This is a genomic window from Streptomyces sp. RLA012 (assembly GCF_056270325.1).
On record NZ_JBWDPA010000002.1, the window covers coordinates 6,483,049 to 6,508,886 of the forward strand.

The window sequence follows — 25,838 nt, forward strand, 5'->3', positions numbered from 1 at the left end:
CGTATTGGTGTTAGCGTTGCTTTCGCCGGGGTGCGAGAACCGCTACCCCACCTCCGAGAAGGAGCAAGGCCATGACCGAGCAGCCCAGCACCGCCACCCGCGTAGCCGTGGTCACCGGCGGATCCCGCGGAATCGGCCGGGAGACCGCCGAGCGCCTGGCGGCCGACGGTTACGCCGTCGTCGTGAACTACGCGGGCAACGAGGCCGAGGCCGACAAGACCGTCGCCGCGATCACCGAGGCGGGCGGAGCGGCGATCGCCGTCCGCGCCGACGTGGCCGACGAGACCGAGGTGGCCGCCCTCTTCGATGCCGCCGAATCCGCGTTCGGCGGGGTGGACGTCGTCGTCCACGCGGCCGGCGTCATGGCCCTCGCGCCCCTGGTCGACCTCGACCTCGACGCGCTGGACCGCATGCACCGCACCAACATCCGCGGCACGTTCGTCGTCGACCAGCAGGCGGCACGACGGCTGCGCGCGGGCGGCGCGCTCATCAACTTCTCCAGCTCGGTGCTGGCGCTCGCGATCCCCGGGTACAGCGCGTACGCCGCCACCAAGGGTGCCGTCGAGGCCATGACCCTGATCGTGGCCCGCGAGCTGCGCGGCCGGGACGTCACCGTCAACGCGGTGGCCCCCGGCCCGACCGCCACCGCCCTCTTCCTGGACGGCAAGGACGAGGAGACCGTCGCGCGGATGGCGGCCCAGCCGCCGCTGGAGCGGCTCGGGACGCCGCGGGACATCGCCGAGGTGGTGTCCTTCCTCGCCGGTCCGGCCGGCCGCTGGGTCAACGGCCAGGTGATCCGGGCCAACGGCGGCATCGCGTAACTCACCACGATTCACAAGGAGTGAAGGGTTCAGTCATGGATTCTGTTTCGCGCAGGACGATCGTCATCACGGGCGCCGGTTCGGGCTTCGGCGCGCTGTCCGCCCGTGCCCTCGCCCGCGCCGGGCACACGGTGTACGCGGCGATGCGGGACACCGGCGGGCGCAACGCGGCCCGGGTCGCGGAGGCCGAGGCGTACACCGCCGAGCACGCGGTGGACCTCCGTACGGTCGAACTGGACGTCCTCTCCCAGGAGTCGGCGGACGCGGCGATCGCCACGGTGCTGGCGGAGGCCGGTCGGCTGGACGTCCTCGTCCACAACGCCGGGCACATGGTGACGGGTCCGGCGGAGGCCTTCACGCCCGCCGAGATCGCCGCGGTCCACGACACGAACGTGCTGGGCACCCAGCGGGTCAACCGGGCCGCGCTGCCGCACCTGCGGGCCCAGGGCCACGGCCTGCTGCTGTGGGTCGGCTCCACCTCCACGCGCGGCGGCACCCCGCCGTACCTGGCTCCCTACTTCGCCGCCAAGGCCGCGATGGACGCGCTCGCCGTGTCGTACGCCGTCGAGCTGGCCCGCTTCGGCATCGAGACGACGATCGTGGTGCCGGGCGCGTTCACCTCGGGCACGAACCACTTCGCGAGCGGCGGCCACCCCTCCGAACAGACCGTGCTGCCCGCCTACGAGGAGCACTACGCGGGCCTGATGGACCAGGTCGCGGGACGCCTGGCGGCCCTCACGCCGCCCGACGCGGACGTGTCGCTCGTCGCCGACGCGATCGTCGACGTGGTGGACACCCCGTACGGGAAGCGTCCCTTCCGGGTGCACGTCGATCCCGCGGACGACGGCTCGGAGGAGGTCAGCCTGGTGGCGGACCGTATCCGGGCGGAATTCCTGACGCGGATCGGCCTCGCGGACCTCCTCTCCCCGCGTCGGACATCCGTATGACCTCGGATAACGTCGCTACCGTGAGTACGTCCGTGAGCAGTACGAAAGCGCGCATCCTCGAAGTGACGGCCGAACTGGTGGCGAACTCCCCCGACGGGGACGTCTCCACCCGGGCGGTCTGCGAGGCGGCGGGGGTCGGCGCCCCGGCCCTCTACCGCCACTTCGGTGACAAGGAGGGCCTGCTGTCGGCGGTCGTCGACCACGGGTACGAGAAGTACCTGGCGACCAAGCGCAGCCGCAGGCCCGGCACGGACCCGATCCAGGACCTGCGCGACGGCTGGGACACCCACACGGACTTCGCCCTGCGCAACCCGAACCTCTACCGCCTCATGAACTCCCCGGCGATGCGCACACCGCCGGCCGCCGCCCTGGAGTCCCACCGCATCCTCACCGCGGACCTCCGGCGCGCGGCCGAACAGGGCAAACTGCGCCTGGCCCCCGAACTGGCCGCCCAGATGATCATGTCGGCCAACGTCGGCGTCTCCCTGATGCTGGTCTCCCGCCCGGCGACGTTCGCCGACGAGACCCTGTCGCGGCGCGTACGGGACGCGGTGCACGCGGTGGTCTTCACCCCGGAGGCGATGAGCGCGGGGGCCTCCGCCGAGCCCGAGCCCGAGCCCGAGCCCGAAACGGAAGCGGTACTGGTACCCGCCACCGCCACTCGCCTCGGCGCCCTCCTCCACCAGACACCGAACCCGGCCTTCACCCCCGCCGAGTCGGCCCTGCTGGGGGAGTGGCTGGACCGGCTGTCCAACGCGGCGTCGGAGTAGCCGTACTCAGGCCACGACGGGCCACGACGGGCCATGACAGGTCACGACCTCGTGGCAACCCGAGTACGACGCCGGATGCCGCCCGAACACGGTCCTCCGTAACGTCGGCCGCATGGCGAACACCCGCACCACCGGCTCCCGGCGCACACCTCTCGGCTGGGCCGGCCTGACCGCCCTCGCGATCCTGGTACTCGTCACCGGAGGCCTGGTCGCCACCTTCGGCCCGCTCCTCGCCATCGCCTGCGACACCTGCCAGGACGGCGCCCGCACACCCGAGTTCGCGAACGCGCTCATCCTGGTCGCCTGGTTCGGCGTACCGCTCACCACGCTGCTGACGGTCGCCGGTATCTTCCTCCCCCGGGGTGGCGCGAAGCGATGCGGCCTCGGCCAGGAGGGGGCAGCAGATGCGGGGCAAGTGGCTCGAAGGCCGCGAGCGCGAACTGACCGTACTTCGCTGGCAGTACGCCCCCGAGATGTGGGCGGACATCCTCAAGCGGCACGGCTTCACCGACGTTGACGCCCACGTCCTCAAGGCCCCGGAACCAGGAAACCTGGGCACGCTCATGGCGCGCGCCCACGCCCCTGCGTAAGGCGGTCCGGCCGCTCGTAGGCCTCTTGGGGGTACGTCAGCCGTGGCGCCGAGTCTCCTTCAGCGTGCGGAGAAGGGCGTAGAAGGCGGTGGGCGCGGCCGAAAGTATGGCTTGGGCGGGGTCGGCGCTTTCGGTGAGGTGGACCGTTTCTGCGGTGGTGGAGACGGCGACGTGGAGGCAGGCCTCGCCTTCCTGGCAATAGGACGACTTCTGCCACTCGTGGGTGCGCATGCGGGGTCCCTTCAGAGTTGTTGGGCGATGGCGTGGATGAAGTCCCGTGACTTCGTCGGGGGCAGGGCGACGGTCTCCACGATGTCGAGCAGCCGCCGGTACTTGTCCAGATGGGCTTCGGCGTCGAGGAGCACCGGTCCGTGGAACTGGTCCAGTTGCACGGTGTCGAGCTGGTGTACAGGCCCGTACGCGTAGTTGATCGACTGGCCCGAGCCGGGGAAGGCGCCGACGTCGAAGGGGAGTACCCGGATGGTGATGTGGTCCTGGTCGCTCATGTCGAGCAGATGCTCAAGCTGGGCGCGAGCCACTTCAGGACCACCGATCTTCATTCGCAGGGCCGCCTCGTGGATCACGGTCCGGTACGGGACCGGGTCCACTCGGTAGAGGACGTCCTGCCGTTTGATCCGGTACGAGACCCGGTGTTCGACCTCGGGCGGGGTGGGCGCGGGGATGACGTGACGGAAGATCTCCCGGGCGTGATCGTTGGTCTGGAGCAACCCGGGTACATGCGCGGTGAACGCGGTGCGCAGGGCGATGGCGTGATGTTCCAGTTCGGCCAGATCGAGCAGACCGGCAGGCAGGATCCCGCGGTACTGCTCCCACCAGCCACGCGTCTTGTCGCCCGCCAGGTTGATCAGGGCGTCGATGAAGGCCTGGTCGGAACAGTCGTAGGTGCAGGCCATGGCGCGAATGCGGTCGGCGCTGACCCCGAACCGGGCCGTTTCGACGTTGCTGAGCTGCCCGGAACCACTGCCGAGTTGGCGTGCGGCCTCAGTTGACGTCATGCCCGCTCGCTCCCGGAGCTTGCGCAGCTCGGTGGCGACGCGGATGCGACGGGCCGTCGGCGCTGGCCTGTCCGCCATGCAACTCCTCCTGAAACAAAGCTCTGTTCGTGGTCGTCACCCACGCGAGGGATTCCGCACGGAATCTCATGGGTTTCCGCAAAGCTGCTTTGCGATTACCCCTACTGTGTATCTCAGGCGCCCCACCCAGAAGCACCCCGCTCGACGGAGCGGTCAGGTCACTGGGCACCGGAAACGAAGAGTTCAACCCCCTCCCGTGATCGGAGACTTCCGATGGCCACCGTATCGCCGCACTGGGCCTACACCCTCCAACTCCCGCACGATCCCCGCGCCCCCGGTATCGCCCGCGCCACCCTCCGAACCGTCCTCGCCGCCCACGACCTCACCACCCTCACCCCCACCGCCGAACTCCTGGCCTCCGAACTGCTCACCAACGCCCATCTACACACCCGGGGCCCGTACGCCCTCCGCCTCCTCTCGGCGGAACCGGACCGGCTGACGGTCGCCGTCTGGGACACCGACCCGAGAGTCCCGCCCGGCTACGGAGAAGCCGACACCCCGGTACCCCCGGCGTCCGCCCGGCTACGCCCCCAGAAAAATCGGATTGGTGAACGCCGCCAACGCCCCCGGTACCGGCCCCGCCGCCGTCTCATGGCGCAGCTCCGCCCGTACGTACGCCGCGTACTGCGCCGTCGTGCTCCACTCCACCGTGCCGGAACCCGAGACCGGCAAGGGGGCGCTGGTGAAAAGGACGCCCTGGTCGGTGACGAGGCGGACCGTGCAGCGGGGGGCGCCGGTGGCTTCCAGGTGGACGGTGACCGGGGTGTCGGGGGCCACCCGCAGGCGGCCGCCGATGCCCGCGTGCTCGCCCTTCGGACCCGTGGCGGTGAAGGACAGCGACACCAGCTTCGACTCCGCCACATAGGACCGGCCCGCGCGCAGGCCCTCCTGGATGGCCTCGCGGCTCAGGTCGTCGGCGAGGACGACCGTCTGGGGGGTGCCGACCGCGTCGGGGTCGCGGTGGGCGTCGCTGTTGCCCATCGCCGGGAGCCAGGAGCGGTCGGGGTCGCCCGAGCGGACGGCGGCGACCAGGGTGTTGTCCCAGTCGGCCAGGGTCACCTCGTCGTCCGGCGTGTACGGGCCGTTCCACACCTCCACCGCGTCCGCCTCCCCGAAGCCGAACTTCCAGCCGCAGCCGATGCAGGTCGCGTGCGGATGGGCGGGGACGACGAGGCCGCCCGCGCGCCGGATCTGGCGGGCGAAACGCCCGAAACGGTTGTCGCGGGCACGGTAGCGCCAGTCGACGAACGTGCCCGGGTCCGTGCCGAGGGCCACCACGTGACCGTTGCGGGTCGTGATCTCCTCGCCCAGCAGGATCAGCAGTTCGCCGTCGGGATGGGGGCCCGCCTGGTCCGCCCAGTGGGGGTGCGAGCCGTGCGTGTTGTGGTCCGAGGTGTTGATGAAGTCCAGGCCCGCGGCGCGCGCCAGCGCGGCGATCTCCGCGGGGGTGCGGCGGCCGTCCGAGTACCAGGAGTGCAGGTGGCAGTCGCCGCGGTACCACGCACGGCCCCGGCCCTTCGCGCGGGACGGCGGATACGTGGGGGCCGGAGTGGCGTCCTGCTCCCCGTACGTCAGCGTGATGGTGACGGTGTACGGCAGGCCCTGCGGCGCCACCGTGTAGGGGCCGAGCGCGATGTACCAGGTGCCGGGGCGGATCCGGCCGGGGATGTAGCCGGGCGTCGCGTCGTCCGCGCGGACGAAGAACTCCGTACGCGCGCCGCCCGACCAGCCGCGGAAGCCCTTGCCGCCCAGTGCCGTGCCACGCTCGTCGAAGAGACCGATGTCGAGCGCGTTGCCCGCGGTGCCGGCCGGGACGGACGGCTTCTCGTAGGTGTACGCGACGTGGATCTCCCGCACTCCGCGCGGAACCTCCACCGGGAGGTACACGAAGTCCGGCGACCCCGTGGGCAGGGTGCCGCTCACCGTCCGGGTCTCGGTACCGCCCGCCGGTGCTCCGGAACCGTCGGCCGCGTCGGCGCCGCTCGCGAAGGTCACGCTTCCCAACGTAAGCGCCGCCGCCGCTCCCGTCACGAACAGCGCGCGTCTGCCGATGCCGTCGAAACTCTCGATGCCGTGTTCGTCCTCGCACATGCTGCTGCCCCCAGGGTGTCGTGAGAGTGACATGGGTGGTGCACGTTGGCACGTACCACCCTGGTAGTCGGCTGTGAACTGCGGGGCAAGGGAAGGAAATCGACAGCTTTCGGGGAGGCGGCGCGCCTGCCGGGTCCCGACCCGCGCGGGGTGCCGGTGGCAACCTGTAACGATCCGCCGTCCCGGCGGAATACGCCCGCGCCCTGTAGTGCCTGATCACCGCGACCGTATGCTCGAAGGATGACGACTTCCGCGACCTCCGGATCCGGCCCGACCGAGAACTCCATGCGTCGCGCCCTCAAACGCGCCCGGGACGGCGTCGCCCTCGACGTGACCGAGGCGGCGGTGCTGCTCCAGGCGCGCGGCGAGGCCCTCGACGACCTCGCCGCGTCCGCCGCGCGGGTGCGGGACGCGGGCCTGGAGGCGGCCGGCCGGTCCGGCGTCATCACCTACTCCAAGAGCGTCTTCATCCCGCTGACCCGGCTGTGCCGGGACAAATGCCACTACTGCACCTTCGTGACCGTGCCGGGCAAGCTGCGCCGCGCCGGGCACGGGATGTTCATGTCGCCGGACGAGGTCCTCGACATCGCCCGGCGCGGTGCGGAACTCGGCTGCAAGGAAGCCCTCATCACCCTCGGCGACAAGCCCGAGGACCGCTGGCCCGAGGCCCGGGAATGGCTGGATGCGCACGGTTACGACGACACGATCGCGTACGTCCGCGCCATCTCCATCCGGATCCTGGAGGAGACGGGGCTGCTGCCGCACCTCAACCCCGGGGTGATGTCCTGGACCGACTTCCAGCGGCTCAAGCCCGTCGCGCCGAGCATGGGCATGATGCTGGAGACGACGGCGACGAGGCTGTGGAGCGAGCCCGGCGGTCCGCACCACGGATCTCCGGACAAGGAACCCGCCGTACGGCTCAGGGTCCTGGAGGACGCGGGCCGGTCGTCCGTCCCCTTCACCAGCGGGCTGCTGATCGGGATCGGGGAGACGTACCAGGAGCGCGCCGAGTCGCTGTTCGCGCTGCGCCGCGTGGCACGGGCGTACCACGGCATCCAGGAACTGATCATCCAGAACTTCCGCGCCAAGCCGGACACGGCGATGCGCGGGATGCCGGACGCCGAACTCGACGAGCTGGTCGCCACGGTGGCCGTCGCCCGGCACATCATGGGCCCGGCGGCCTGCCTCCAGGCCCCGCCCAACCTCGTCGACTCCGAGTACGGGCGGCTGATCGGCGCGGGGATCGACGACTGGGGCGGGGTCTCGCCGCTCACCATCGACCACGTCAACCCCGAGCGGCCCTGGCCGCAGATCGAGCAGCTGGCCGAGCAGTCCCGCGCCGCCGGTTTCGCACTGCGCGAGCGGCTGTGCGTGTACCCCGAGTTCGTGCGGCGCGGGGAGCCCTGGCTGGATCCGCGGCTGCTGCCGCACGTACGGGCGCTGGCCGACCCGGAGACGGGGCTCGCCCGCGAGGACGCCGTCGTCGAGGGGCACCCCTGGCAGGAGCCGGAAGAGGCCTTCACGGCGTCGGGGCGCACCGATCTGCACCACACCATCGACACCGAGGGGCGCACCGGCGACCGCCGGGACGACTTCGACCTCGTGTACGGCGACTGGGAGGCACTGCGCGAGGCTGCGGCGCCCGGAATGGTGCCCTCCCGCATCGACACCGACGTACGGGCGGCCCTCGCGACCGCCGCCGACGACCCGACGAGGCTCACCGACGACGAGGCGCTCGCGCTGCTGCACGCGGACGGCCCGGCGCTCGACGCCCTCTGCCGGATCGCGGACGACGTGCGCAGGTCCGCGGTCGGCGACGACGTCACGTACATCGTCACCCGGAACATCAACTTCACCAACGTCTGCTACACCGGCTGCCGCTTCTGCGCCTTCGCCCAGCGCCGCACGGACGCCGACGCGTACACGCTGTCGCTGGACCAGGTGGCCGACCGCGCCCAGCAGGCCTGGGAGCTCGGAGCCGTCGAGGTCTGCATGCAGGGCGGCATCCACCCGGACCTTCCGGGTACCGCCTACTTCGACATCGCGAAGGCGGTGAAGGAACGCGTCCCCGGCATGCACGTACACGCCTTCTCCCCGATGGAGGTCGTCAACGGCGCGACGCGCACGGGGATGTCCGTCCGCGAGTGGCTGACCGCCGCGAAGGAGGCGGGCCTCGACACCATCCCCGGGACCGCCGCCGAGATCCTCGACGACGAGGTCCGCTGGGTCCTGACGAAGGGCAAGCTGCCCACCGCCACCTGGATCGACGTCGTCACGACCGCGCACGAACTCGGCATCCGCTCCTCGTCCACGATGATGTACGGGCACGTGGACCAGCCCCGGCACTGGCTCGGCCACTTCCGCACGCTCTCCCGCATCCAGCAGCAGACCGGCGGCTTCACCGAGTTCGTGACGCTCCCGTTCATCCACACGAACGCGCCCGTGTACCTCGCGGGCATCTCCCGCCCCGGCCCGACCACCCGCGACAACCGCGCGGTGGTGGCCATGGCCCGCCTCCTGCTCCACCCGCACATCCCCAACATCCAGACCAGCTGGGTGAAGCTGGGGACGGAGGGCGCCGCGGAGATGCTCCGCTCCGGCGCCAACGACCTCGGCGGCACGCTGATGGAGGAGACCATCTCCCGGATGGCGGGCTCCTCGTACGGCTCGTACAAGTCCGTCAAGGACCTCGTCGCCGTCGCGGAGGCGGCGGGGCGTCCGGCCAAGCCGCGGACGACCCTGTACGGGGAGGTCTCCGAGGAGCGGCAGCGGACGGCGGCCGTCTCGGACGGCCATCTGCCGGCGCTGCTCCCGGTGTTGGAGTGAGGACGGGTATTGGAGTGAGGACCGGTGGGGGAGTGAGGCCGGAGTGAGGAACGCCGGGCTCGCGCTCACAGTACGATGATCCGACCCTCGCCGGAGGGGCCCTCGCCGGAGGGGATCGGTAACTGAGGAGTTGCGTGCCCGTGGCTGCCCGACGGCTTCCCTCCTGGGTCTGGGTCACCGGACTGACCGCGGCGGCGATCGTGGGCGTCAGCGCCCTCGCCGCGCAGGCCGACCAGGGCACGCGGCCGACCGCCGCCTCCGCCGCCGGGGCGAAGCCGTCCGCGTCGGCGAGCCCGCGGCCCTCCGCCTCGCCCAAGAAGTCCGCGCCAGCCGCCGTACCCGACGGCTCGGGCACGGGACGGCGGATCGTCTACTCGCTCGCCCAGCGGCGGGTGTGGCTGGTCGACACGGGCGAGACCGTACGGCGCAGCTTCGCGGTGTGGCCGGGCACGGTGAGCCCGGCGCCGGGCCGGTACGCGGTGTCGTCCACCCTCGCCTCCACCACCGGTACGGACGGCACGAAGGTCGAGAACATCGTCTACTTCGCCGTCGCGTCCGGCATCAACATCGCCTTCTCCAACGCCCAGGACGGCTCCTCGCCCCAGCCCGCGGCGGGCGTCCAGACCGGCGGGATCCGTATGCACAGCGCGGACGGGGACGCCGTCTGGGAGTTCGGCAGCAAGGGCACGGCCGTCTCCGTGGTGAAGTAGCGGCGAAGAGCACTTCGAGAGCGCTCCTCGTTTCCGGCCCAAAACTCCCTACGGCGTTGTCAGTTGCCCCTGTTAACCTCCAGCGGCTCGTGTGATCCACGGGCTTCAGGTTCACAGGGGAGGGCCACCTTGTCTTCGGACTGTTCGCGATCTGCGGCTACCAGTTCTCCCCGCGGATCGCCGATATCTCCGACGCCCGGCTGTGGCGCTTCGACCTGGCCAGGGACTACGGGCCGCTGCAACCCGTGTCCCGTCAGCGGGTCCAGGTGGAGCGGATCCGGCAGAACTGGGAGGACATGCTGCGCGTCGCCGGGTCCCTGCAGACCGGGAAGGTGCGAGCGTACGACCTGCTGCGGATGATGACCTCCGGCGACCGTATGACCGGCCTCGGCGACGCGTTCGCCCACTACGGGCGCATCTTCAAAACCCTCCACCTGCTGCAATTCATCGACTCCGAGGCATACCGGCGCATGATCGGAGTCCAGCTCAACATCGGCGAGGGCCGCCACGCACTCGGACGCCGGATCTTCTTCGGACGCCTCGGTGAACTCCGGCACGGATACCGGGACGGGATGGAGGATCAGCTCGGAGCACTGGGTATGGCCATGAACTCGGTCGTGTGGTGGAACACCCTCTACATGGACGCCGCCGTCAAGGAACTCGAGGCCGGCGGGCTGACCATCTCTCCGGAGATCCGTTCCCGGCTGTCCCCGCTGGTCCACGAGCACATCAACTTCCACGGCCGTTATCCGATCGTCCGCAGCCACGGCGACGGGGCCCTGCGGGCGCTGCGGGACCCGAACGCCTCCGAGGAATAACCCCAGGCAGCAGCCTGCCTCGGCGCCGGCCCACGGGGGGGAGGGCGGCGCCGGGGCCGACCGCGAACACCCTAGCGTGGCGGTCGGCCTGCGCGGACGAGCCGTGCAGCGGCTTCCTCGAACTCTCTGGAGACGTGCACCATGCATTCCAAGGCTGACAGAGAGGGTTGCGGTGGGGTGTTCACGACTGGGGCTGACGTGCGGCGACAGGAGGCCCTGAAGATTGTTTCCCGCGCTCTCGAAGATCGTTCCCTACCCGATTGACGTGAAGTTGGCGGCACGAGTGAACAGAGCTCGGTCTTCGACTACATGCTCTGTTCGATCTCCTGCATGCGGGCGCGAGCGTCGCTGAGAAGGGCCTTGAGTCGAGGTGTTGCGAGAGCGTCGAGGTTCGGATGTGTCATGCAACGGTCGTACGTCCTCTTCGCGGTGGCCAAGATCTCGGGAGTGGCCCCGTGTATGCCTACGCCGGGGCAGATCTCGGGATGACGTTGTCGCACGGTGAGGATCTCGGCCGCGATGAGGAAACTCTGGAACGCGAAGAAGATCGACCGGCGTCGCCCGGTGATCGCGGTCTCCGCCTCATTTTCCGGCATGTCGAGCAGGCGATAGTCAGGGTGGTGCGTGTGCTGTAGGGCGTCCAGGTAGGCGTCCAGCCAAGGTGAGGCCAAAAGCCGCAACGGAGATGATCTTGAGGCTGTGGCGGTCAACTGGTACAGGTCCCACTCGCGTACGGAAGTGGAACTCGGAGGCCGTGTGGATCTACCCGGGACTCCACAGCGTGATGCCGGGGCGGCCCCGGCGACTGTCAGTCTCCGGAGGGAAGGGGCTCTGCTGCCGTGCGAGCGGGTTCGGGTGTGTGCGGTGTCGGGTGGGCGGTGCTGGCGGGGGCCAGGGGCACCGGAGCCCGTTCGCCGCCCAGCCAGGACAGGTTGACGGCCACGGCGGCCATGGACGCCACGATGATCAGTGCGCCGGCTGTGGCGAGCGCAGCTCGTCGGCGGCGGATCCGGAGGCCGCCGGCGACGGCCGCGTCGGTAACGCTGGGTAGCGCGGGCTCCGGCTCGGCGCTGAGGACTGCCTGGAAGGCGGCGTGCAGAGCGTCGTTCTTGTGCTCATCCATGGCCGGTTTCACCTCCTGGTCTCTTCAATGTCAAGGCCTTCGACGATCTCGCGTAGCCGGGCGAGCCCGCGGGCGCTTTGGCTCTTCACCGTTCCCGGACTCACCCGCAGTGCGTGCGCGGTCTGCTCAACGGTCCAGTCCTCCCAGAATCGCAGGACCAACACGGCTCGGTAGCGGGGCGCCAGCTCCATCAGGGCTTCTTGCATCATCAATCGCAACTCCGGTGCGCCGGACACGCCCGAGGGAAGATCGGGTGGCTCGCTCACCGGCTCCTCACGCCAGCCTCTCTTGCGCCACTGGTCGATGAAGGTGCGGGTGAGGATGGTGCGAGCGTAGGCATCCGCGTTGCCGTCCCGGTTGACCCGTCCCCAGGCCGCGTACAACTTCATCAGAGCCGTCTGGGTCAGGTCCTGTGCCTGGTGCCAGTCACCGCAGAGCAGGTAGGCGCTGCGTCGGAGCTGCGCCTGCCGCGCCTCGGCAAATTCCCGGAACTCGCGTTCCCGGGCCGTGTCCCTCACCCTTTGCCGGCCTCTCCCTTGTGCACCACTCCACCTGTCATACATACGTGGAGTGGCCCTCTGGGGTTGCACGGTGCGGGCAGGAGAATTTTCCCGCCGCACCGTGCAACCTGACTGCCACCCGCCTCCGTACCTCTCTCCCGAAAGGGCTCCCACGCACAGATGGGAGCCCGGCGATCCGAGAAAGAGGCACACTCTTGTCGAAGCACCGCAAGTTCTCGCAAAACCGCCGCGCCATGTTCAGCCTGGCCGCCGGAACCGTTCTGGCCGCCGCGGGGATGGTCAGCGTCGCCAACGCCGCGACCCCGGCCACTCACGCCAACCCGGTTCCCGCCACTCAGGCGGACCCGGTTGCGGCCACCCACGCCAACCCGGTTCCGGCGACTCAGGCGGACCCGGTTGCGGCCACCCACGCCAACCCGGTTCCGGCGACTCAGGCGGACCCGGTTGCGGCCACCCACGCCAACCCGGTTCCGGCGACTCAGGCGGACCCGGTTGCGGCCACCCACGCCAACCCGGTTCCGGCCAAGTCTGTCGCCGAACCCCTCTCGTCGCTGAGCGCGGACGAGCAGGCGAACTCGGTGGGCTGATCCCCACCCCGAGGAGTACGCACGCCTCCCCGAGAGCCTCGGGCCTCTGCCCGGTGCGGGAGGCGTGCTGCTCCGCTCGACCCGCCGTGGACCTCATCGCCCCTCGGAGGGGTAGCAACGTGCCCTGGATGAAGATCGGGCGCCCCTGTGGGCGTGTCCCGGGAACGATCCCTCTCTGACATCCCCGTTGCGGCCTTTGGCTTTACCTTGGCTGGACCCCTAGCTCAGACACCAGCCGCAAACTAGCCCGGGGGGCACGCGCTCGCCGCCGCGGCAGCCTGTTCGTCGTGTTCCCGCAGCATCCGCATGACGGTGGCGGGTGAGGGGTGTTGGCCCTTCTTCGTGCCGGTGGTGATGACGAGCCGCTTGGCGATGTCGCGCAGGCTCATCTCTTGGTCGCGCAGGTGGAGGGCCATGGACAGCATGTCCTCGTCGGTGACGCCCGCGCCGCCGATGGTCTTGCCGCGCTTGCGGGCGGACTCGTGGCCTTCAAGGGTGCGGTCGCGGATGTACTCGCGCTCCATGCCGGACATGGCCGCGAGCACGGTGAACACGATGCCGGAGGGGTCGTGCGAGCCCTTCAGTTCACCGGTGAGGAACTCCAGGCCGACGTCGCTCGCCTTCAGTTCCTCGGCAAGCATGGCGAGTTCGATGCCGCGGCCGAGCCGCTTGTGCTCGTGGACGACGAGGGTCACGGCGACGCCGGAGGACCGGATCTCCCCGGCGAGCTTCACGGCGGCCTCCAGTTCGGGGCGCCGGGTGGCGCGGGTGGAGATCTTCTCCGAGAAGACCCGGGTCACCCCGGCTTCGCCGAGGGAGTCGAGCTGCGCGTCGAGGGACTGCCGGGCGGTCGAGGCCCGTGCGTAGCCGAGGCGGACGTGCCCGACCGGCTTGGTGCCAGCGCTCATCGGCCGGGGCAGCTCGGTCCACACCGACCCCGGTGTCAGTTTCCGAAGTCGCGTGCACGGGTGAGCTGGTGATTCCCTGTCGAGTGCAGGGAACTGCGAACGCGCCGGACGGGCCGAACTCGCCTGCGTTACGGTCGAGTTGTCCGTAGTCGTGTGCGTGACGGAGGCTTCCGGATGGCAGAGGGACCGGTGGCCGAGCGCGGGGTGCTGACCGCGCCGACCCAGATGTGGGAGACCGCGGTGCGACAGGCCGAGGTGATCGGGTCGCTCGCGGCGAAGGACACAGTGGGGCTGGCGGAGGCGGATGAGGCCGCCGAGCGGCTGCGGGTCTCCCGGCGCCAGGTGTACGTCCTGCTTGGACGGTGGCGCGCTGGTGAGGGAGTGGTGTCGGACCTGCTGCCTGACCGTTCCAGCGGAGGCCGCGGCGGCGGGCGTTTGTCTGGTGAGGTCGAGACGATCGTCCAGGAAGCGCTACGGACCTGGTACTTGACGCGGCAGCGCCGCTCGGTGGCGGCGGTCTACAAGGAGGTCACGCGTCAATGCCGGGCTCGCGGCCTGCGGACTCCTTCGCGGGGCTCGGTACAGCGGCGGATCGAGCGGCTGGACCCGGTGACTTCGGTCTCGGGGCGCGAAGGAAGAGAGGCGGTTCGTCCTCTCCGGTCGGCCGGGGGTGTACCGCCGGCGGTCACCGGGCTGCTGGAGCAGGTTCAGGTCGACCACACGCCGGTGGATGTGATCGTGGTCGACGAGCGGTACCGGCTGCCGATCGGCCGTCCTTATCTGACGGCGGCGATCGACGTGGCAAGCCGGTGCGTGGTGGGCCTGGTGGTGACGCTGGAGGCGCCGTCGGCGACCTCGGTCGGGCTGTGTCTGGCCCACACGGCGATGGATAAGCGGCCGTGGCTGGAGCGGCTGGGCGTGGAGGCGGTATGGCCGATGAGCGGCAAGCCGCGCGAGCTGTACCTGGACAACGCGGCCGAGTTCAAGAGCGAGGCCCTGCGCCGCGGCTGCGACCAGCACGGCATCAAGCTGCGTTACCGGCCGCCCGGCCAGCCCCACTTCGGCGGGATCGTCGAGCGGCTGATCGGCACGATGATGCAGCTCGTGCACGAACTGCCGGGCACCACGTTCTCGTCCGTCGCCGAGCGCGGCACCTACGACAGCGACGACAAGGCCGTGCTGACCGTAAGGGAGTTGCAGGGCTGGCTGGCGCTGGCGGTGGCCGGCTATCACGGCCAGGTCCACGAGACACTGGGCCGCCCTCCGGCCGGGGTCTGGTCCGAGAAGGCCGCCGCGTCGGGGCCGCTGGTGACGGTGACCAACGAGACCGCCTTCCTCGTGGACTTCCTGCCGGTGATCCGCAGGACCCTGTCGCGGTCGGGGTTCGTGATCGACCGCGTGCAGTACTACAGCGACGCGCTCAAACCGTGGATCGCCCGCCGCGAGCGGTGGGGCCGGTTCGTGCTGCGCCGGGATCCGCGTGACATCAGCCGGATCTGGGTCCTGGACCCGGACGGCACCGCGTATGTGGAGGTCCCCTATCGGACGCTGTCGCGGCCGCCGATCAGCGCGTGGGAGCAGAAGGCCGCCGCCCGGCGGCTGCGCGAGCTGGGCCGCGCGGAGGTCGGCGAGAATGCCCTGTTCGCCATGGTGGCGCAGATGCGGGAGATCACCGAAACCGCCGCGACCACGACCCGCAAGGCCCGCCGCGACCGACAGCGTCGCACCGAGGCACCCGCCCGGCCGCAGCCGACGGTGACGCCTCCGAAGGCGCCCACCTCCGACGTGGGCCAGGAAAGCAAGGCTGTGGCCAGGCCGTTCGAGGTGATCGAGCAGTGGTGAACGAGGACGAGGACACTGCGGTGGACCTGTCGCATCTGCGCCCGGCCGCGCAGCAGATCGCGCGGCTGCCGGATGCGGAGCGGCTGCGCTACGTCCGGGCGGACCGGTGGATCGGCTACCCGCGCGCCACCGAGGCTCTTGGGCGGCTGGAGACGCTGCTGTCGTGGCCGTCCAAGCAGCGGATGCCGAATCTGTTGCTGATCGGGCCGACCAACAACGGCAAGTCGATGATCGTGGAGAAGTTCCGTCGCGGCCATCCGCCGGTGTCGTATCCGGACCGCGAGGAGATCCCGGTCCTGGTGGTGCAGATGCCGTCCGAGCCGTCGGTGATCCGCTTCTACACGGCGTTGCTGGCCGCGCTCGGCGCGCCGCTGCGTGCCCGCTACCGGGTGGCCGACCTGGAACAGGCGGTACTGCGGCTGCTGCGGGCGGCTGAGGTGCGGGTGCTGGTGATCGACGAGTTGCACAACGTCCTCGGCGGCAGCGGCGACAAGCGCCGGGAGTTCTTGAACCTGCTGCGGTATCTGGGCAATGAGCTGCGCATCCCGCTGGTCGGCGTCGGCACTCGGGACGCCTACCTGGCCATTCGTGCGGACGACCAGTTGGAGAACCGGTTCGCGCCGCTGACGCTGGGGCGCTGGGAAGCCGATGTCGAAGCCTGCTCGCTGCTGGCGAGTTTCGCCGCCTCGTTCCCGCTGCGCAGACCCTCGCCGATCGCCACCGCCGAGATGGCCGGCTACCTGCTCACCCGCAGCGAGGGCACGATCGGCGAGTTGGCCCACCTGCTCACCGATGCCGCTGTCGCGGCGATCGAGTCCGGCGAGGAAGCCATCAACCAGCGCACCCTGTTGCTCGCGCCGTACGCCGGCCCGACCGAACGGCGCCGTCTCTTCGAGCGCGAGCTGACGTGAGCGCGGTCCGGCGCTGGCCGCTGCACCCGCAGCCCGGCCCGCTGCAAACGCTGTCGTCGTGGCTGGGGCGGCTCGCGGAGCTGTACGAGATGCCGGTGCACGACCTGCTGCGGCACAACCTCGGCCTTGTCGACTTGGCCCTGCCGGTTGATCTCGACTTCAACCCGCCGACGGCGGTACTCGTGTCGCTCGCCGAGAAGACCGGCGTGGACCTCAGCCGACTTCGGTCGATGACTATGACCGGCTGGGTTCCCTGGCTCTTCGACGTGCTCCCCGTGAGTGTCCAGGACGCGCAGTCGGTCTTCGACGCCTACGTGAGGGACAACTCCGTTCTCTTCGCGCGCAAGGCCGCGACGCAACACGCGCTGCGCTTCAAGCCGGGATGGGCGGGGCCGTGGCTTCTTCCCCACCCCGGCGCTCTGCGAGCCTGTCCGGTCTGTGTCGCCGACCCGGACCGAAGCATGTCCCTGATGTGGCGGCTGGCACTGATGACCAGCTGCGTCGAGCACGACTGCCGCCTCCTGGACATCTCCGAGGTGAGGGCCGCGCTGATCCTGGGCCGGGAAACGCACCGGGAGCCGCTGGAGCCGCCCCGTGCCGCCCTGGACCACTACACCCACCAGGCACTGACCACCGGCAGAGTCGCCCTGCCCGGCAGGAACGTGCACGCCGGGGTGTGGTTCCGCCTCCTGCGCTCCCTCCTGGACGAGGTCAGCCTCGCCGCGAGCAGCCAAGGCGCCCACGGCAAGACCACGTTGCGGCTGATCTGGCAGAACACGGGACACCCGGAACGCGCGGGGCTGAACGTCTGGCGCCCCTTTGAGCAGCTGAAAGACGAGGTCCGGGAGGCAATGTGGGACGCCGCCGCCACCGCGCTCCAGATGGCCGCCGACGGCCTGATCACCGCCCGCGGGCGCCTCAGTTCCGCACTTCAGGCCCCACCCCACGACTACGTCTACGACGGCGACGAACCCTCCCCGCACCGCAACGCCTCCCTGGCCGAGGAGATCGTGGATCTTGTTCCAGCGTTCGCGGGTGGTCTGCTCACGTACTTGGCCGGGGCGAGGCGGGTTGATGGTGGCCCAGCAGCCGGTGTGCGCGCGGACTTCGAGCTGGACTTTGTCGCAGAGATTGTCCCAGAGGTGCCATCGGTCGCTGACCTGCACCGCGTCGGGCAGAGCGCGGCGGATGGCCTCGGCGTAGGTGGCCGAGCCGTCCCGGCACACGACCTCGACACCAGGATGTTTACGCAGCCAGGATTCCAGAGTGGCCCTCTCGCGGTCGGGCAGGACCTCGACGCGTCTGCCTGTTTCGGCATCCGTGATGATCGTGGCGTAGCGGTGGCGGCGGCGCAGGGCGAAATCGTCCACGCCGATCACCCGCGGGACCGCCTGCTGCGGCAGCGGCAGGTGCCGCAGTCGGCGCAGTGCGGTACTGCGGGACACGGGCACGGCCAGCAGACCGGCGAGGCGTGCCGCTGCCCGGCCGCCCAACTCCCGCGCCACCTGGGATATCTGCCAGGCGAGGCGCACCGTGCGGCGCTGATGGCGCTCCAGCAGACCGGGAATCTGCCCGCGGAAGGTCTGCCGTCGGCAGCCCAGGACCGGACAGACCAGCCGCCGTACCAGCAGGTGGACGACGACCGGGCGGCCGTCGACCGGCACGTCCGTCACCGTCCGGCGGTGATACCCGTGCACCTTCGCCGTCGGAGTCCCGCATACCGGACACCGCACCGCCACATCCCGAGTGCGAGCCGTGACCACCACCGCGTCACCGCCGTCCGTCACGTCCTCGACGACCAGCACCGCCAACCCGGAAAACACCGTCCCGACAAGGGAGTTGACATCCATCACAAGATCATGATCAACGGCTGCTACCCGGCGTCACCACCGACTACGGGCCAGAGCCGGTGAGCGTACAGACCCCAACAGCCAGGCCACGGTGTACGGGGCGTCGAGGGACACGTGGGCGGCGGCCCATTGGGCGGGGCGCGGGTCGGTGGGGTGCCGGGTATGGAGGTGGATGACGAGGGCGGTTGCGGCGTGGGGGTTGCCGTGGGTGGTGGCGTGTTTGTGGAGTTGAGCGGCGTCGCGGTGCAGGCCACGGTCCCAGGCGGCATTTCCGAGTGTGATCAGGTCGGCGGGGTGGGCGTAGGCGGCGGCCGCGGTCCAGAAGTCAATGGGGGGATGGTCTCGGCGCGGTGGTGGCGGCCGTGCTGGTCGAGGTAGTCGGCCAGCCGGTACAGCGGGCCCTGCCCGGCCCGGGCGTGATGCCCGACAGTGGGGCCGGTGGGGGCACTGGTGCGCTGGTTGCGGGGGGTGCCGGTCTTGACGGGGGTAAGGATGCCGGGGATGCCGTTGCAGGGTTGCGTGACGTAGTGGAGAGCCTTCTTGCTGGCGCGGTGGTCAGGGTGTCGGTAGGCGGACACGATGCGCCGGTAGGTGCCCCAGGTTGCCTCGGGCACCTACCGGCGGTCTTCGGGGAAACGGTGATCGTCGGTGGCGTTCGGCTTATCAGGCGCGGTCGTGGAGAGTGACTTGGTAGCCGTCGGGATCGGCGAAGGTGAATGTCCGGCCGAAGGGGCCGTCAATCGGTGCGGAGACGATGGTGTGACCGTCGGCGACGAGAGCATCGTGGATGGCCTGGACGTCGGTGGCGTGGAGCCAGATCGCGGCACCAATGCCGGGCTGGGCAACGGATGCGAGATCGGTGCCGGGAACGACGTCGCGGAGTGCGAACGCGATCGGCTTCGTCTCGAAGACGACGGCGTGCGGAGGTCCGGCCTGCGAGCGGACGAGGCCGAGGTACTGCTCGTAGAACGCCTGCGAAGCGTCGAGGTCGCGCGCCTGGAGCGAGATGAAGTCGGGGCCGGTGGCGGGCATGATGATGCTCCTTCGCTTCGTGTCAGATTCCTGACACAGACCAATTTATGTCAGACTTCTGACATGAGTCAAAACGGTGCCGGCGTCGACCTGGACAAATCACTGGGCTACCTGTTGAAAGAGGCTTCGAGTGCCCTGCGCGCAGCCATGGAGGAGGTGCTGCGGCCACTCGGGATGAGCGTGACGCACTACTCCTGCCTCGAGCTGCTGGCCCAACGGCCGGGCTTGTCGAACTCCGAGCTCGCGCGGGGCGCGTTCGTGACACGGCAGTCGATGAACGTGCTGCTCCAGGCCCTGGAACGAGACGGCTACGTGACCAGGCCCGCGGAGGCACCCGTCGGGAAGGTCCTTCCCACGCGGCTCACGCCTCGCGGCCGACGGAGCCTGGAGAAGGCGACCGTAGCGGTCCGGTCCGTCGAGGTCAGAATGCTGGCCGGCATGACCGAGACCGAGCAGTCAGGCGCGTTCCGGATCCTGCAGAGCATGATTCATTCCCTGCGCGATGGCAACGACGGTGCATAGCTCGTTCCTCGGCGCACGTCTTGCCGCGCTCGCAATGGAGTGCAGCCGAGCGTGGAAATCCGTGCAGGCGACCTCGAAACCCGACACCCCTCCTGGCGTGAGGCACAGCAACCGTCCGAGCGATGCCGCGGTGGCTGTGCATGTCTCCGCGGATGTCGTTCCGTGATGGAATCGGGAGTCAGCTGCGCGGCTCTGCCAAGATCATGTCAGTGAGCGCGGGAGTCACATCGCCTGCAGTGGCGCAGGCAGGAATTCTTGTGGCGGTTCGCGCTCAGCCTTCGAGCAGGGCGGCAGGTTCGAGGAATTCCCGCGCGGTATCGGAAAGCCTGAGCCAGCGATGACCCGATCCGGGGGTCAGCCCGGTCGACATCAGGCGGAGTTGGTCGACCTGTCGCTTGAAGGGATCCGTCAAGGATGCGGGCAGGGCGGCAAACAGCTCGGTGCTCTGCCGTTGGCGCAGCGCGGCCTCGGCAACCGGGTACCAGGTCGCCGGGACACCGGCGCCGGGTTCATCGGCCGTGGCCAGCAGTGCGATGAGGACCACGCTCTCGGTCTGGGTGAGGAAGGCGCTGTGGTCGACCTCCCAGGCGTTGAGACGCTCGGTCAGGCGGCGGGAAAACGTGGGGATGGCCAGGCGTGTGCGGATCACTTCGCTCGCGAGTCGTGCCGCGGTGCTCGTCGGATCGGCCGTCATCAGAGGTCTTCTCCCGTGGTCGGAACAGAGTTCTCCGGATGCTGTCTAACGGCACAGTGCCTCCCAGGGCAGGTCGGTTGCCATCGCCATCTGGTCAGGTACGACGGCGACACAAATCCGCAATGTGCATGCCATTTCGAGCGGAAGCTCTCCTTCGGCACACACCGCCCGGAACGCGCCACTGGTGCGCAGACCTTCAGCCAACCCTCCTACCGTCCGACGTGTTCCACTCCGCGACGGGCTCGGGGAACGCACGTCGGGACAGCGCCCGCATCGCGGCGGTCTGCCGCCCCACTGCTTCCGCGATGGCCGGGTCCACCCGGAAGGTCCGGATGGCCTGGCGGTGCGCTTCGGTCGCGCGGCGGTAACCGTCGGAGGGGGTGCGACGCTCCACCAGCGCGGCGGGCGCGGTCGGCTGCTGGGTCGGGTCGGAGGCCGCCATAGTGGGGCCGGCCTTCATGGGCGCGGGCGCCAGGAGGTGCAGGGCGCGGACATTCGCCTTCGGCACCGTCTCCGGCTTCGGCGACGTGAGGGCTGCGGCTGACCACAGCCTCAGTACGCTACGGCTGACGCAGCAGTTCGAGAGAGCAGGTGCCATGCCGTACAGCGGAAGCGTCAATGTGACCATCGGTGATCACCGGTTGGAAGACGTGGAGTAAGCGCTCCCACATGAAGGCGATGGTGTATGTGGTCGACGGGTTCGTCAGGCGCATCCGCGGCGTAGACCCGAAGGGGACCTGGGTTCCTAACGGAAACCGGTGGGAGATTCCCGTCACCGCCGCTCTCACCCCGTCCGAGATCGCCGAACAGTTCCCCACTCTCGGCTTCACGCTCGATGACCCGATGCCGGGCGCGCGGCAAGATGCGCGAGCACATCGCCCTGTGGCAGTTCACGCCGCAGACCTCTGAAGAATCAGCGTCATGCAGCCCTGAAGGTCACACCTGTGGTGACGTCCTGCGGGCCGCACATGAAGCGGCCCTGTTATCCGTGGCAAGGGGGAAGCGGTGCCGACCGTCGTGCAACTGCCGGCCGGGAAGGCGTTGACCGTCCGTGCGGCGGCCGACGCCTTCCTCGACTCACTCCGCAACCCGAACACCGTCCGCAGTTACGGAGTCGGCGTCGGCAAGACCGCCGAGCGCATCGGTGAAGCCCGCCCGCTGGGATCGGTCGCGGACGACGAGATCGGGGAGACCCTGGAACTGCTGTGGGGCACTGCGGCGGTCAACACCTGGAACGCCCGCCGGGCGGCAGTGCTCTCGTGGTTGGGCTGGTGCGAGGCGTACGGCTACGACGGCCCGGCGGTCCCAGCCTGGACGAAGCGGCTGGCGGTGCCGGACTCCGAGACCCCGGCCCGCTCCAAGATGGCCGTGGACCGGCTCATCACCCGGCGTGAGGTCCACCTGCGGGAGAAGACGCTGTGGCGGATGCTCTACGAGACCGCCGGGCGGTCCGAGGAGATCCTCGGCGTGAACATCGAGGACCTGGACCTCGCCGGGCGCCGCTGCCCGGTGAAGGCCAAGGGCGCCCGGAGCAAAGCCCGCCGCCGCGGGCAGGTCCGCGAGGATTTCGTGCTGGAGACGGTCTACTGGGATGCCGGCACGGCCCGGCTCCTGCCCCGCCTGCTGCGCGGCCGGACCTGCGGGCCGGTGTTCGTCACCCACCGCCGCCCCGCCCCGGGGAAGGTCGTCAGCCCGCGTGATGTGTGCCCGGACACCGGTCTGGCCCGCCTCTCCTACGATCAAGCCCGCGCCCTGCTGGACGAGCACACCGCCGTGCGCGGGCCGGGGACCGGCTGGGACTTGCACGAGTATCGCCATTCCGCCCTGACCCACCTCGGAGAGCAGGGCGCCTCCCTGCTGATGCTGATGGCGAAGTCGCGGCACAAGAAGCCGGAGAATGTCCGCCGGTACTTCAAGCCCTCGCCCGAGGCGATCTCGGAGCTGACCAGCCTCCTCGCCCCCGGCGACAGTCGTCGCTGAAGGCGAGTGCTGCGGCCCCGCCCTTGTCGGAACGGGGGTTCCGGCCGGAGCATGGCGGCTGCGGCGAACACCGGGAGACCGGTGTCCGCCGCAGCGCCGTGCACCGATCCCCTTACAGCAGGCCGTTGCGTTGTGCCTGGTAGACGGTGGGGACGGTGGCGGTGAAGCCGAGGGTGCGCAGGAGGGTGCCGTCGGCGCGGCCCATCCAGGGATCGTTGAGCGGTTCGGCGGAGGGCTCGTAGGGGGCACCGACGATCTGAGCGATCTCGTAGATGCTGGTGGGGGCCTCGTCCACGACGTTGACGGTGTGTCCGTCGAGCGCGCCGGTGAGGGCGAGCTTGACGGCGGTGGCGATGTCACGGTGGTGGATGAGGTCGAGGGTCTGGGCGGGGTGCCACTTCCAGTTGGCCATCAGGCCAGGGGCGGATTCGAGGTGGCCGTCCTTGTCGCCGTAGACGAAGCCGAAACGCAGGATGCTCCAGTTGAGGCCGCTGGCCTTGAGGTCGGCCTCGGCGAGGATCTTGCTGGCCGGGTAGGGGAGGTCGGCGGTGGCGGGGTCGTCCTCGCAGGCGGGCCGGTTCAGGCCGGAGCCGTAGACGAGGCCGGTGCTGGCCATGGTGAAGCGCGCCTGCGGAGCCTGGGCCTTGGTCGCTGCGATGAGGTTGCGCGTGCCCTCGACGTTGGTGCGGTGGATGGCGTCCGTGTCCTGGGTGCGGAACAGAGCGGCCATGTGCACGACGTCGGTGACGCCGTCGAGCGCGCCATCGAGCGAGCCAGGGTCGAGGATGTCGCCCTCAACAGGCGCGACGCCGTCGGGGGCGGACTTGCCAGGACGGACGAGGGCGCGGCAGTCGACGCCGGCGTCGACGAGGCGGGGCAGGAGGCGGGTGCCGACCAGTCCGGTGGCACCGGTGACGAGGATCGTCATGAGGGGGCTGTCTCTTCCTTCAGATGGTGTGCGAGTCGTTCGGTGGCCACACGCAGGATGCGGGCGACCTGTGCCTGCTCCTCCTCGCTCACGCCGTCGAAGGCGACGGCGAGGATGCGGGCGATGGGGTCGGGCAGCCGTGTCCACAGTTCGCCGCCCGCTTCGGTGAGGCGCAGCGTCTTCTGCCGCAGGTCGCCGGGGTCGGGTGTCTGTTCCACGAGCCCTTTGCGGACCAGGGCGGCGACGACGCCGGTCATCGTGGCGCGCTCTACACGGAGCGCGCGTACGAGGTCGCGCTGCTTGGTCGGACCGTCGTGAGCCAGGTGGTAAAGCACGTACCACTGGGTCGGCCCGAGTCCGTAGGGGCGCAGGATCGATTCCAGAACCGCTTGGCTGGTCTGGTAGTACCGCTTCGCCCACGCGCCTGCTGATTCATGCTGGTCACGCTCGTTTTCGCTAGGCACCTAACCAATATTGCTAGGCGGCTAGCGAAATGTCAAACGGGACGAGGATGATGGCGTATGCGCTAGCCAGAACGTGGTGATCATTCGCCGTCGCCGCGGTCCTTGTCGCGCAGGGGTCGTAGCCCGCCGGGCATCTCCGGCAAGGCGAAGGAGTACCGACCCAGCATGTTGATGTGCTGCCGCACGAACGGCGAGAGGCGGGCGACATCCTCGTCGCGGACGTCGAACCCGTCAGCCCGCAGCTGGTTCACCGCGGCGTCCATGTACCTGGTGTTGAAGAGGACGACGGCGTTGAGGACCAGGCCGAGGGCGCCGATCTGGTCCTCCATGCCGTCTTGGTAGCGCTGGTAGAGCTGCCCCGAGCGGCCGTGGAAGATCTTCCGGGCGAGTGCGTGGCGGCCCTCCTGGAGGTTGGCCTGGGCCTTGATCTGGCGGCGGTAGCCGGGCTCGTCGGCCAGGCGCAGGATGTGCAGGGACTTGGCGATCCGCCCGTAGTGCGCGATCGCGTCCCCCAGCGGGGTCGGCCGCCCGTCCCGGGACAGCATGCGGATGACGTCGTAGGCGCGCACGGCGCCGGTGTGGATGGAGCCGATGATCCGCAGGATGTCCTCCCACTGCCGCTCGATCCGGGCGAGGTCCACCCGACCACGGGCGGCGTCAGTGAATGCGCCGTAGTCGGCGGTGCGGTCGATGCGCCACATCTTCTGGTCCGGCAGGTCCGCCAGCTGCGGCGCGTACGCGAACCCAGCGAGAGTGAGCAGCCCGAACACGATGTCGCTGTACGAAGCGGTGTCGGTGACGATCATCTCCGGGCGCTTGCCACCGTCGCGGTCGTAGAGGACATCAAGCACGTACAGCGAGTCGCGCGGGGTCCCGGCCACCACCCTCCCGCCCAGCCCCGCCGCCTGGTCGTTGATCATGTTCAGCCACGTCGCGCCGCCCCGGCGCCCGAAATAGCGAGGATTGGGGCGGGCGTACACGGACGGGACGGGGACGACGAACCGCATGCCGTCGGCCGAGGCGACCAGCCCGCCGCCCCACGCCTGCGCGAGAGGGATCACGGCTTGGTGCTCGATGAGCGTGGCGTTCGCGGCCCGGTGCAGGGAGGCCAGCACCGTCGGGCGGACCTGCTCCCATGCCTCCCCGTCCAGCAGCTTCGCCCGCGGGTCGCCCCACTTCGAGGAGTTCTTCGCGAACACCTCCCGCCGGCGCAGCATCCGGTGGAAGGACTCCAACACGCAGAACACGTACGCTTTCCAGTCCACCGTGCCCGGCTCCAGGTGCGGCGCGGTCAGCACGAGGCGCCGCCACGAGCCCACCAGCAGGGACGTGTCGATCTCGTCGGGGCCCACCTTCTTGCGCCCCATCAGGTCGGGCAGAGTCTTCAGCGCCTTGAGGACAGGCAGGCCCTCCGGCGTGGCGCCGAAGTTGACGACCTGGACGAGGAGCTTGAGGAACGGCCGTACGGTGGGAAACCGAGTGACCAGCATCGACCGCCATGCCTCGTCCGCGTCGGAGTCCAGCGGCGGTGTCAGCTCGAACAGCGCGGCGATCGCTGCCGCCAGCTCATGCCGGGGCACCACCGCCTCACAGCCCTCCTGCCCCCGCCCCTTCCCACCCAGCCGGAGACCCCTCGCCCCGACCCCCTCCAGAACTGCGACGGCTGCGACCGGGCGTTCCGCGCCCCGGAGCCGGGCCGCTGCCGGGCCTGTCGCCCGGCGCGAGCGGCGGCGTAGGAAATGCCAGAAGCGAGTCACGCGACCAGCACCGTCCCGGCGGCTCACCGCAGCCTCCGCCGGTACCGTACGA

At 69.9% G+C, this 25,838-nt stretch carries 25 protein-coding genes and 5 pseudogenes; 15 read left to right on the top strand and 15 right to left on the bottom strand.

The genetic code is table 11. The annotated features are described in order from the left end of the window. Positions 1–71: 71 nt before the first annotated feature. From RV986_RS29805 to RV986_RS29820, 4 genes are all read left to right on the top strand, one after another. A complete protein-coding gene (locus tag RV986_RS29805) occupies positions 72–821 on the top strand; it encodes an SDR family oxidoreductase (RefSeq protein WP_475920340.1) in 750 nt (249 codons plus the stop codon). Positions 822–856: 35 nt separating this feature from the next. Then, a complete protein-coding gene (locus tag RV986_RS29810) occupies positions 857–1,768 on the top strand; it encodes an SDR family NAD(P)-dependent oxidoreductase (RefSeq protein WP_475920341.1) in 912 nt (303 codons plus the stop codon). Beyond that, positions 1,765–2,538, top strand: coding sequence for a TetR/AcrR family transcriptional regulator (locus tag RV986_RS29815; RefSeq protein WP_475920342.1), 774 nt, complete (start codon positions 1,765–1,767; stop codon positions 2,536–2,538). The genes RV986_RS29810 and RV986_RS29815 overlap by 4 nt, the downstream gene beginning before the upstream one ends. 404 nt (positions 2,539–2,942) lie before the next feature. Beyond that, entirely contained in the window at positions 2,943–3,128 is a 186-nt protein-coding gene (locus RV986_RS29820; protein WP_475920343.1) for a hypothetical protein, read from the top strand. 36 nt (positions 3,129–3,164) lie between these two features. Here RV986_RS29820 and RV986_RS29825 read toward each other — a convergent pair whose 3' ends face one another. The 3 genes from RV986_RS29825 to RV986_RS29835 all read right to left on the bottom strand — a co-directional run bounded on the left by RV986_RS29825 (position 3,165) and on the right by RV986_RS29835 (position 6,313). Then, positions 3,165–3,359 (bottom strand): DUF397 domain-containing protein, encoded by a 195-nt coding sequence (locus RV986_RS29825; RefSeq protein ID WP_475920344.1) that lies wholly within the window; start codon positions 3,357–3,359, stop codon positions 3,165–3,167. Positions 3,360–3,370: 11 nt separating this feature from the next. Then, a complete protein-coding gene (locus RV986_RS29830; protein WP_475920345.1) occupies positions 3,371–4,222 on the bottom strand; it encodes a helix-turn-helix domain-containing protein in 852 nt (283 codons plus the stop codon). A gap of 522 nt (positions 4,223–4,744) precedes the next feature. Then, positions 4,745–6,313 (bottom strand): CehA/McbA family metallohydrolase, encoded by a 1,569-nt coding sequence (locus RV986_RS29835; RefSeq protein ID WP_475920346.1) that lies wholly within the window; start codon positions 6,311–6,313, stop codon positions 4,745–4,747. A 240-nt stretch (positions 6,314–6,553) separates the two neighbouring features. Here RV986_RS29835 and RV986_RS29840 point away from each other — a divergent pair, with 240 nt between their 5' ends. From RV986_RS29840 to RV986_RS29850, 3 genes and pseudogenes are all read left to right on the top strand, one after another. Next, positions 6,554–9,139, top strand: a complete 2,586-nt coding sequence (locus RV986_RS29840) for a bifunctional FO biosynthesis protein CofGH (RefSeq protein WP_475920347.1) — start codon at positions 6,554–6,556, stop codon at positions 9,137–9,139. 134 nt (positions 9,140–9,273) lie between these two features. Then, a complete protein-coding gene (locus RV986_RS29845; RefSeq protein ID WP_475920348.1) occupies positions 9,274–9,849 on the top strand; it encodes a hypothetical protein in 576 nt (191 codons plus the stop codon). A gap of 134 nt (positions 9,850–9,983) precedes the next feature. Further along, positions 9,984–10,667, top strand: a pseudogene (locus RV986_RS29850) (Tn3 family transposase); the annotation flags it as partial. Between the two features lie 305 nt (positions 10,668–10,972). Here the strand turns inward: RV986_RS29850 and RV986_RS29855 are convergent. The 3 genes from RV986_RS29855 to RV986_RS29865 form a co-directional block, all read right to left on the bottom strand. After that, positions 10,973–11,347 (bottom strand): hypothetical protein, encoded by a 375-nt coding sequence (locus RV986_RS29855; protein ID WP_475920349.1) that lies wholly within the window; start codon positions 11,345–11,347, stop codon positions 10,973–10,975. Positions 11,348–11,475: 128 nt separating this feature from the next. Continuing rightward, on the bottom strand, positions 11,476–11,790 hold the full coding sequence (locus RV986_RS29860; protein ID WP_475920350.1) for a hypothetical protein: 315 nt from the start codon (positions 11,788–11,790) through the stop codon (positions 11,476–11,478). A gap of 8 nt (positions 11,791–11,798) precedes the next feature. Beyond that, the gene (locus tag RV986_RS29865) at positions 11,799–12,308 is read right to left on the bottom strand and encodes a SigE family RNA polymerase sigma factor (RefSeq protein ID WP_475920351.1); all 510 of its coding nucleotides are present in this window, start codon (positions 12,306–12,308) and stop codon (positions 11,799–11,801) included. 197 nt (positions 12,309–12,505) lie between these two features. On the opposite strand from RV986_RS29865, the gene RV986_RS29870 reads away from it, so the two are divergent. Then, positions 12,506–12,898, top strand: coding sequence for a hypothetical protein (locus RV986_RS29870; protein WP_475920352.1), 393 nt, complete (start codon positions 12,506–12,508; stop codon positions 12,896–12,898). A 242-nt stretch (positions 12,899–13,140) separates the two neighbouring features. Here RV986_RS29870 and RV986_RS29875 read toward each other — a convergent pair whose 3' ends face one another. Continuing rightward, positions 13,141–13,806: a recombinase family protein gene (locus RV986_RS29875; RefSeq protein WP_475920353.1), complete on the bottom strand. Its 666-nt coding sequence runs from the start codon at positions 13,804–13,806 to the stop codon at positions 13,141–13,143. Between the two features lie 174 nt (positions 13,807–13,980). On the opposite strand from RV986_RS29875, the gene RV986_RS29880 reads away from it, so the two are divergent. From RV986_RS29880 to RV986_RS29890, 3 genes and pseudogenes are all read left to right on the top strand, one after another. Next, entirely contained in the window at positions 13,981–15,648 is a 1,668-nt protein-coding gene (locus RV986_RS29880; RefSeq protein ID WP_475920354.1) for a Mu transposase C-terminal domain-containing protein, read from the top strand. Next, the gene (locus RV986_RS29885) at positions 15,645–16,559 is read left to right on the top strand and encodes a TniB family NTP-binding protein (protein WP_475920355.1); all 915 of its coding nucleotides are present in this window, start codon (positions 15,645–15,647) and stop codon (positions 16,557–16,559) included. Before RV986_RS29880 ends, RV986_RS29885 begins: the two co-directional genes overlap by 4 nt. Beyond that, a pseudogene (locus tag RV986_RS29890) lies at positions 16,556–17,068 on the top strand (TniQ family protein); the annotation flags it as partial. The gene RV986_RS29885 and the pseudogene RV986_RS29890, both read left to right, overlap by 4 nt. 483 nt (positions 17,069–17,551) lie before the next feature. Here RV986_RS29890 and RV986_RS29895 read toward each other — a convergent pair. The 3 genes and pseudogenes from RV986_RS29895 to RV986_RS29905 form a co-directional block, all read right to left on the bottom strand. Next, a pseudogene (locus tag RV986_RS29895) lies at positions 17,552–18,409 on the bottom strand (ISL3 family transposase); the annotation flags it as partial. A gap of 281 nt (positions 18,410–18,690) precedes the next feature. Then, on the bottom strand, positions 18,691–19,023 hold the full coding sequence (locus RV986_RS29900) for a hypothetical protein (RefSeq protein WP_475920356.1): 333 nt from the start codon (positions 19,021–19,023) through the stop codon (positions 18,691–18,693). Positions 19,024–19,072: 49 nt separating this feature from the next. Beyond that, the gene (locus RV986_RS29905; RefSeq protein WP_020549970.1) at positions 19,073–19,441 is read right to left on the bottom strand and encodes a VOC family protein; all 369 of its coding nucleotides are present in this window, start codon (positions 19,439–19,441) and stop codon (positions 19,073–19,075) included. Between the two features lie 63 nt (positions 19,442–19,504). Here RV986_RS29905 and RV986_RS29910 point away from each other — a divergent pair, with 63 nt between their 5' ends. Beyond that, positions 19,505–19,963 carry a MarR family winged helix-turn-helix transcriptional regulator gene (locus RV986_RS29910; RefSeq protein WP_475920357.1) on the top strand — a complete coding sequence of 153 codons (459 nt, stop codon included), beginning with the start codon at positions 19,505–19,507 and terminating at the stop codon, positions 19,961–19,963. Between the two features lie 271 nt (positions 19,964–20,234). On the opposite strand, the gene RV986_RS29915 is transcribed toward RV986_RS29910, so the two are convergent. Together RV986_RS29915 and RV986_RS29920 are read right to left on the bottom strand one after the other, a co-directional pair. After that, positions 20,235–20,657 (bottom strand): hypothetical protein, encoded by a 423-nt coding sequence (locus tag RV986_RS29915; RefSeq protein WP_475920358.1) that lies wholly within the window; start codon positions 20,655–20,657, stop codon positions 20,235–20,237. Between the two features lie 196 nt (positions 20,658–20,853). Continuing rightward, positions 20,854–21,165, bottom strand: coding sequence for a hypothetical protein (locus tag RV986_RS29920; RefSeq protein ID WP_475920359.1), 312 nt, complete (start codon positions 21,163–21,165; stop codon positions 20,854–20,856). 161 nt (positions 21,166–21,326) lie between these two features. Between RV986_RS29920 and RV986_RS29925 the strand changes: the two genes are divergently transcribed. Next, complete coding sequence (locus RV986_RS29925; RefSeq protein WP_475920360.1) at positions 21,327–21,566, top strand: hypothetical protein; 240 nt, start codon at positions 21,327–21,329, stop codon at positions 21,564–21,566. Positions 21,567–21,662: 96 nt separating this feature from the next. Further along, entirely contained in the window at positions 21,663–22,637 is a 975-nt protein-coding gene (locus tag RV986_RS29930; protein WP_475920361.1) for a site-specific integrase, read from the top strand. A 112-nt stretch (positions 22,638–22,749) separates the two neighbouring features. Here RV986_RS29930 and RV986_RS29935 read toward each other — a convergent pair whose 3' ends face one another. The 3 genes and pseudogenes from RV986_RS29935 to RV986_RS29945 form a co-directional block, all read right to left on the bottom strand. Next, complete coding sequence (locus RV986_RS29935; protein WP_475920362.1) at positions 22,750–23,565, bottom strand: NAD-dependent epimerase/dehydratase family protein; 816 nt, start codon at positions 23,563–23,565, stop codon at positions 22,750–22,752. Beyond that, positions 23,562–24,029, bottom strand: coding sequence for a MarR family winged helix-turn-helix transcriptional regulator (locus RV986_RS29940; protein ID WP_475920363.1), 468 nt, complete (start codon positions 24,027–24,029; stop codon positions 23,562–23,564). The genes RV986_RS29935 and RV986_RS29940 overlap by 4 nt, the downstream gene beginning before the upstream one ends. An 80-nt stretch (positions 24,030–24,109) precedes the next feature. Continuing rightward, positions 24,110–25,144: pseudogene (locus RV986_RS29945) on the bottom strand (transposase); the annotation flags it as partial. Between the two features lie 465 nt (positions 25,145–25,609). Here RV986_RS29945 and RV986_RS29950 point away from each other — a divergent pair. Continuing rightward, positions 25,610–25,765 (top strand): annotated as a pseudogene (locus RV986_RS29950) (helix-turn-helix domain-containing protein); the annotation flags it as partial. Positions 25,766–25,838 lie beyond the last annotated feature (73 nt).

What these genes read in the sequence shown, in the direction of transcription:
- RV986_RS29840 (WP_475920347.1), top strand. Translation starts at nt 6,554, where the DNA reads ATGACGACTTCCGCGACCTCCGGATCCGGCCCGACCGAGAACTCCATG.
- RV986_RS29910 (WP_475920357.1), top strand. Translation starts at nt 19,505, where the DNA reads ATGAGTCAAAACGGTGCCGGCGTCGACCTGGACAAATCACTGGGCTAC.
- RV986_RS29835 (WP_475920346.1), bottom strand. Translation starts at nt 6,313, where the DNA reads ATGTGCGAGGACGAACACGGCATCGAGAGTTTCGACGGCATCGGCAGA.
- RV986_RS29860 (WP_475920350.1), bottom strand. Translation starts at nt 11,790, where the DNA reads ATGGATGAGCACAAGAACGACGCTCTGCACGCCGCCTTCCAGGCAGTC.
- RV986_RS29815 (WP_475920342.1), top strand. Translation starts at nt 1,765, where the DNA reads ATGACCTCGGATAACGTCGCTACCGTGAGTACGTCCGTGAGCAGTACG.
- RV986_RS29825 (WP_475920344.1), bottom strand. Translation starts at nt 3,359, where the DNA reads ATGCGCACCCACGAGTGGCAGAAGTCGTCCTATTGCCAGGAAGGCGAG.
- RV986_RS29820 (WP_475920343.1), top strand. Translation starts at nt 2,943, where the DNA reads ATGCGGGGCAAGTGGCTCGAAGGCCGCGAGCGCGAACTGACCGTACTT.
- RV986_RS29905 (WP_020549970.1), bottom strand. Translation starts at nt 19,441, where the DNA reads ATGCCCGCCACCGGCCCCGACTTCATCTCGCTCCAGGCGCGCGACCTC.
- RV986_RS29880 (WP_475920354.1), top strand. Translation starts at nt 13,981, where the DNA reads ATGGCAGAGGGACCGGTGGCCGAGCGCGGGGTGCTGACCGCGCCGACC.
- RV986_RS29925 (WP_475920360.1), top strand. Translation starts at nt 21,327, where the DNA reads ATGAAGGCGATGGTGTATGTGGTCGACGGGTTCGTCAGGCGCATCCGC.
- RV986_RS29875 (WP_475920353.1), bottom strand. Translation starts at nt 13,806, where the DNA reads ATGAGCGCTGGCACCAAGCCGGTCGGGCACGTCCGCCTCGGCTACGCA.
- RV986_RS29830 (WP_475920345.1), bottom strand. Translation starts at nt 4,222, where the DNA reads ATGGCGGACAGGCCAGCGCCGACGGCCCGTCGCATCCGCGTCGCCACC.
- RV986_RS29810 (WP_475920341.1), top strand. Translation starts at nt 857, where the DNA reads ATGGATTCTGTTTCGCGCAGGACGATCGTCATCACGGGCGCCGGTTCG.
- RV986_RS29805 (WP_475920340.1), top strand. Translation starts at nt 72, where the DNA reads ATGACCGAGCAGCCCAGCACCGCCACCCGCGTAGCCGTGGTCACCGGC.
- RV986_RS29935 (WP_475920362.1), bottom strand. Translation starts at nt 23,565, where the DNA reads ATGACGATCCTCGTCACCGGTGCCACCGGACTGGTCGGCACCCGCCTC.
- RV986_RS29915 (WP_475920358.1), bottom strand. Translation starts at nt 20,657, where the DNA reads ATGACGGCCGATCCGACGAGCACCGCGGCACGACTCGCGAGCGAAGTG.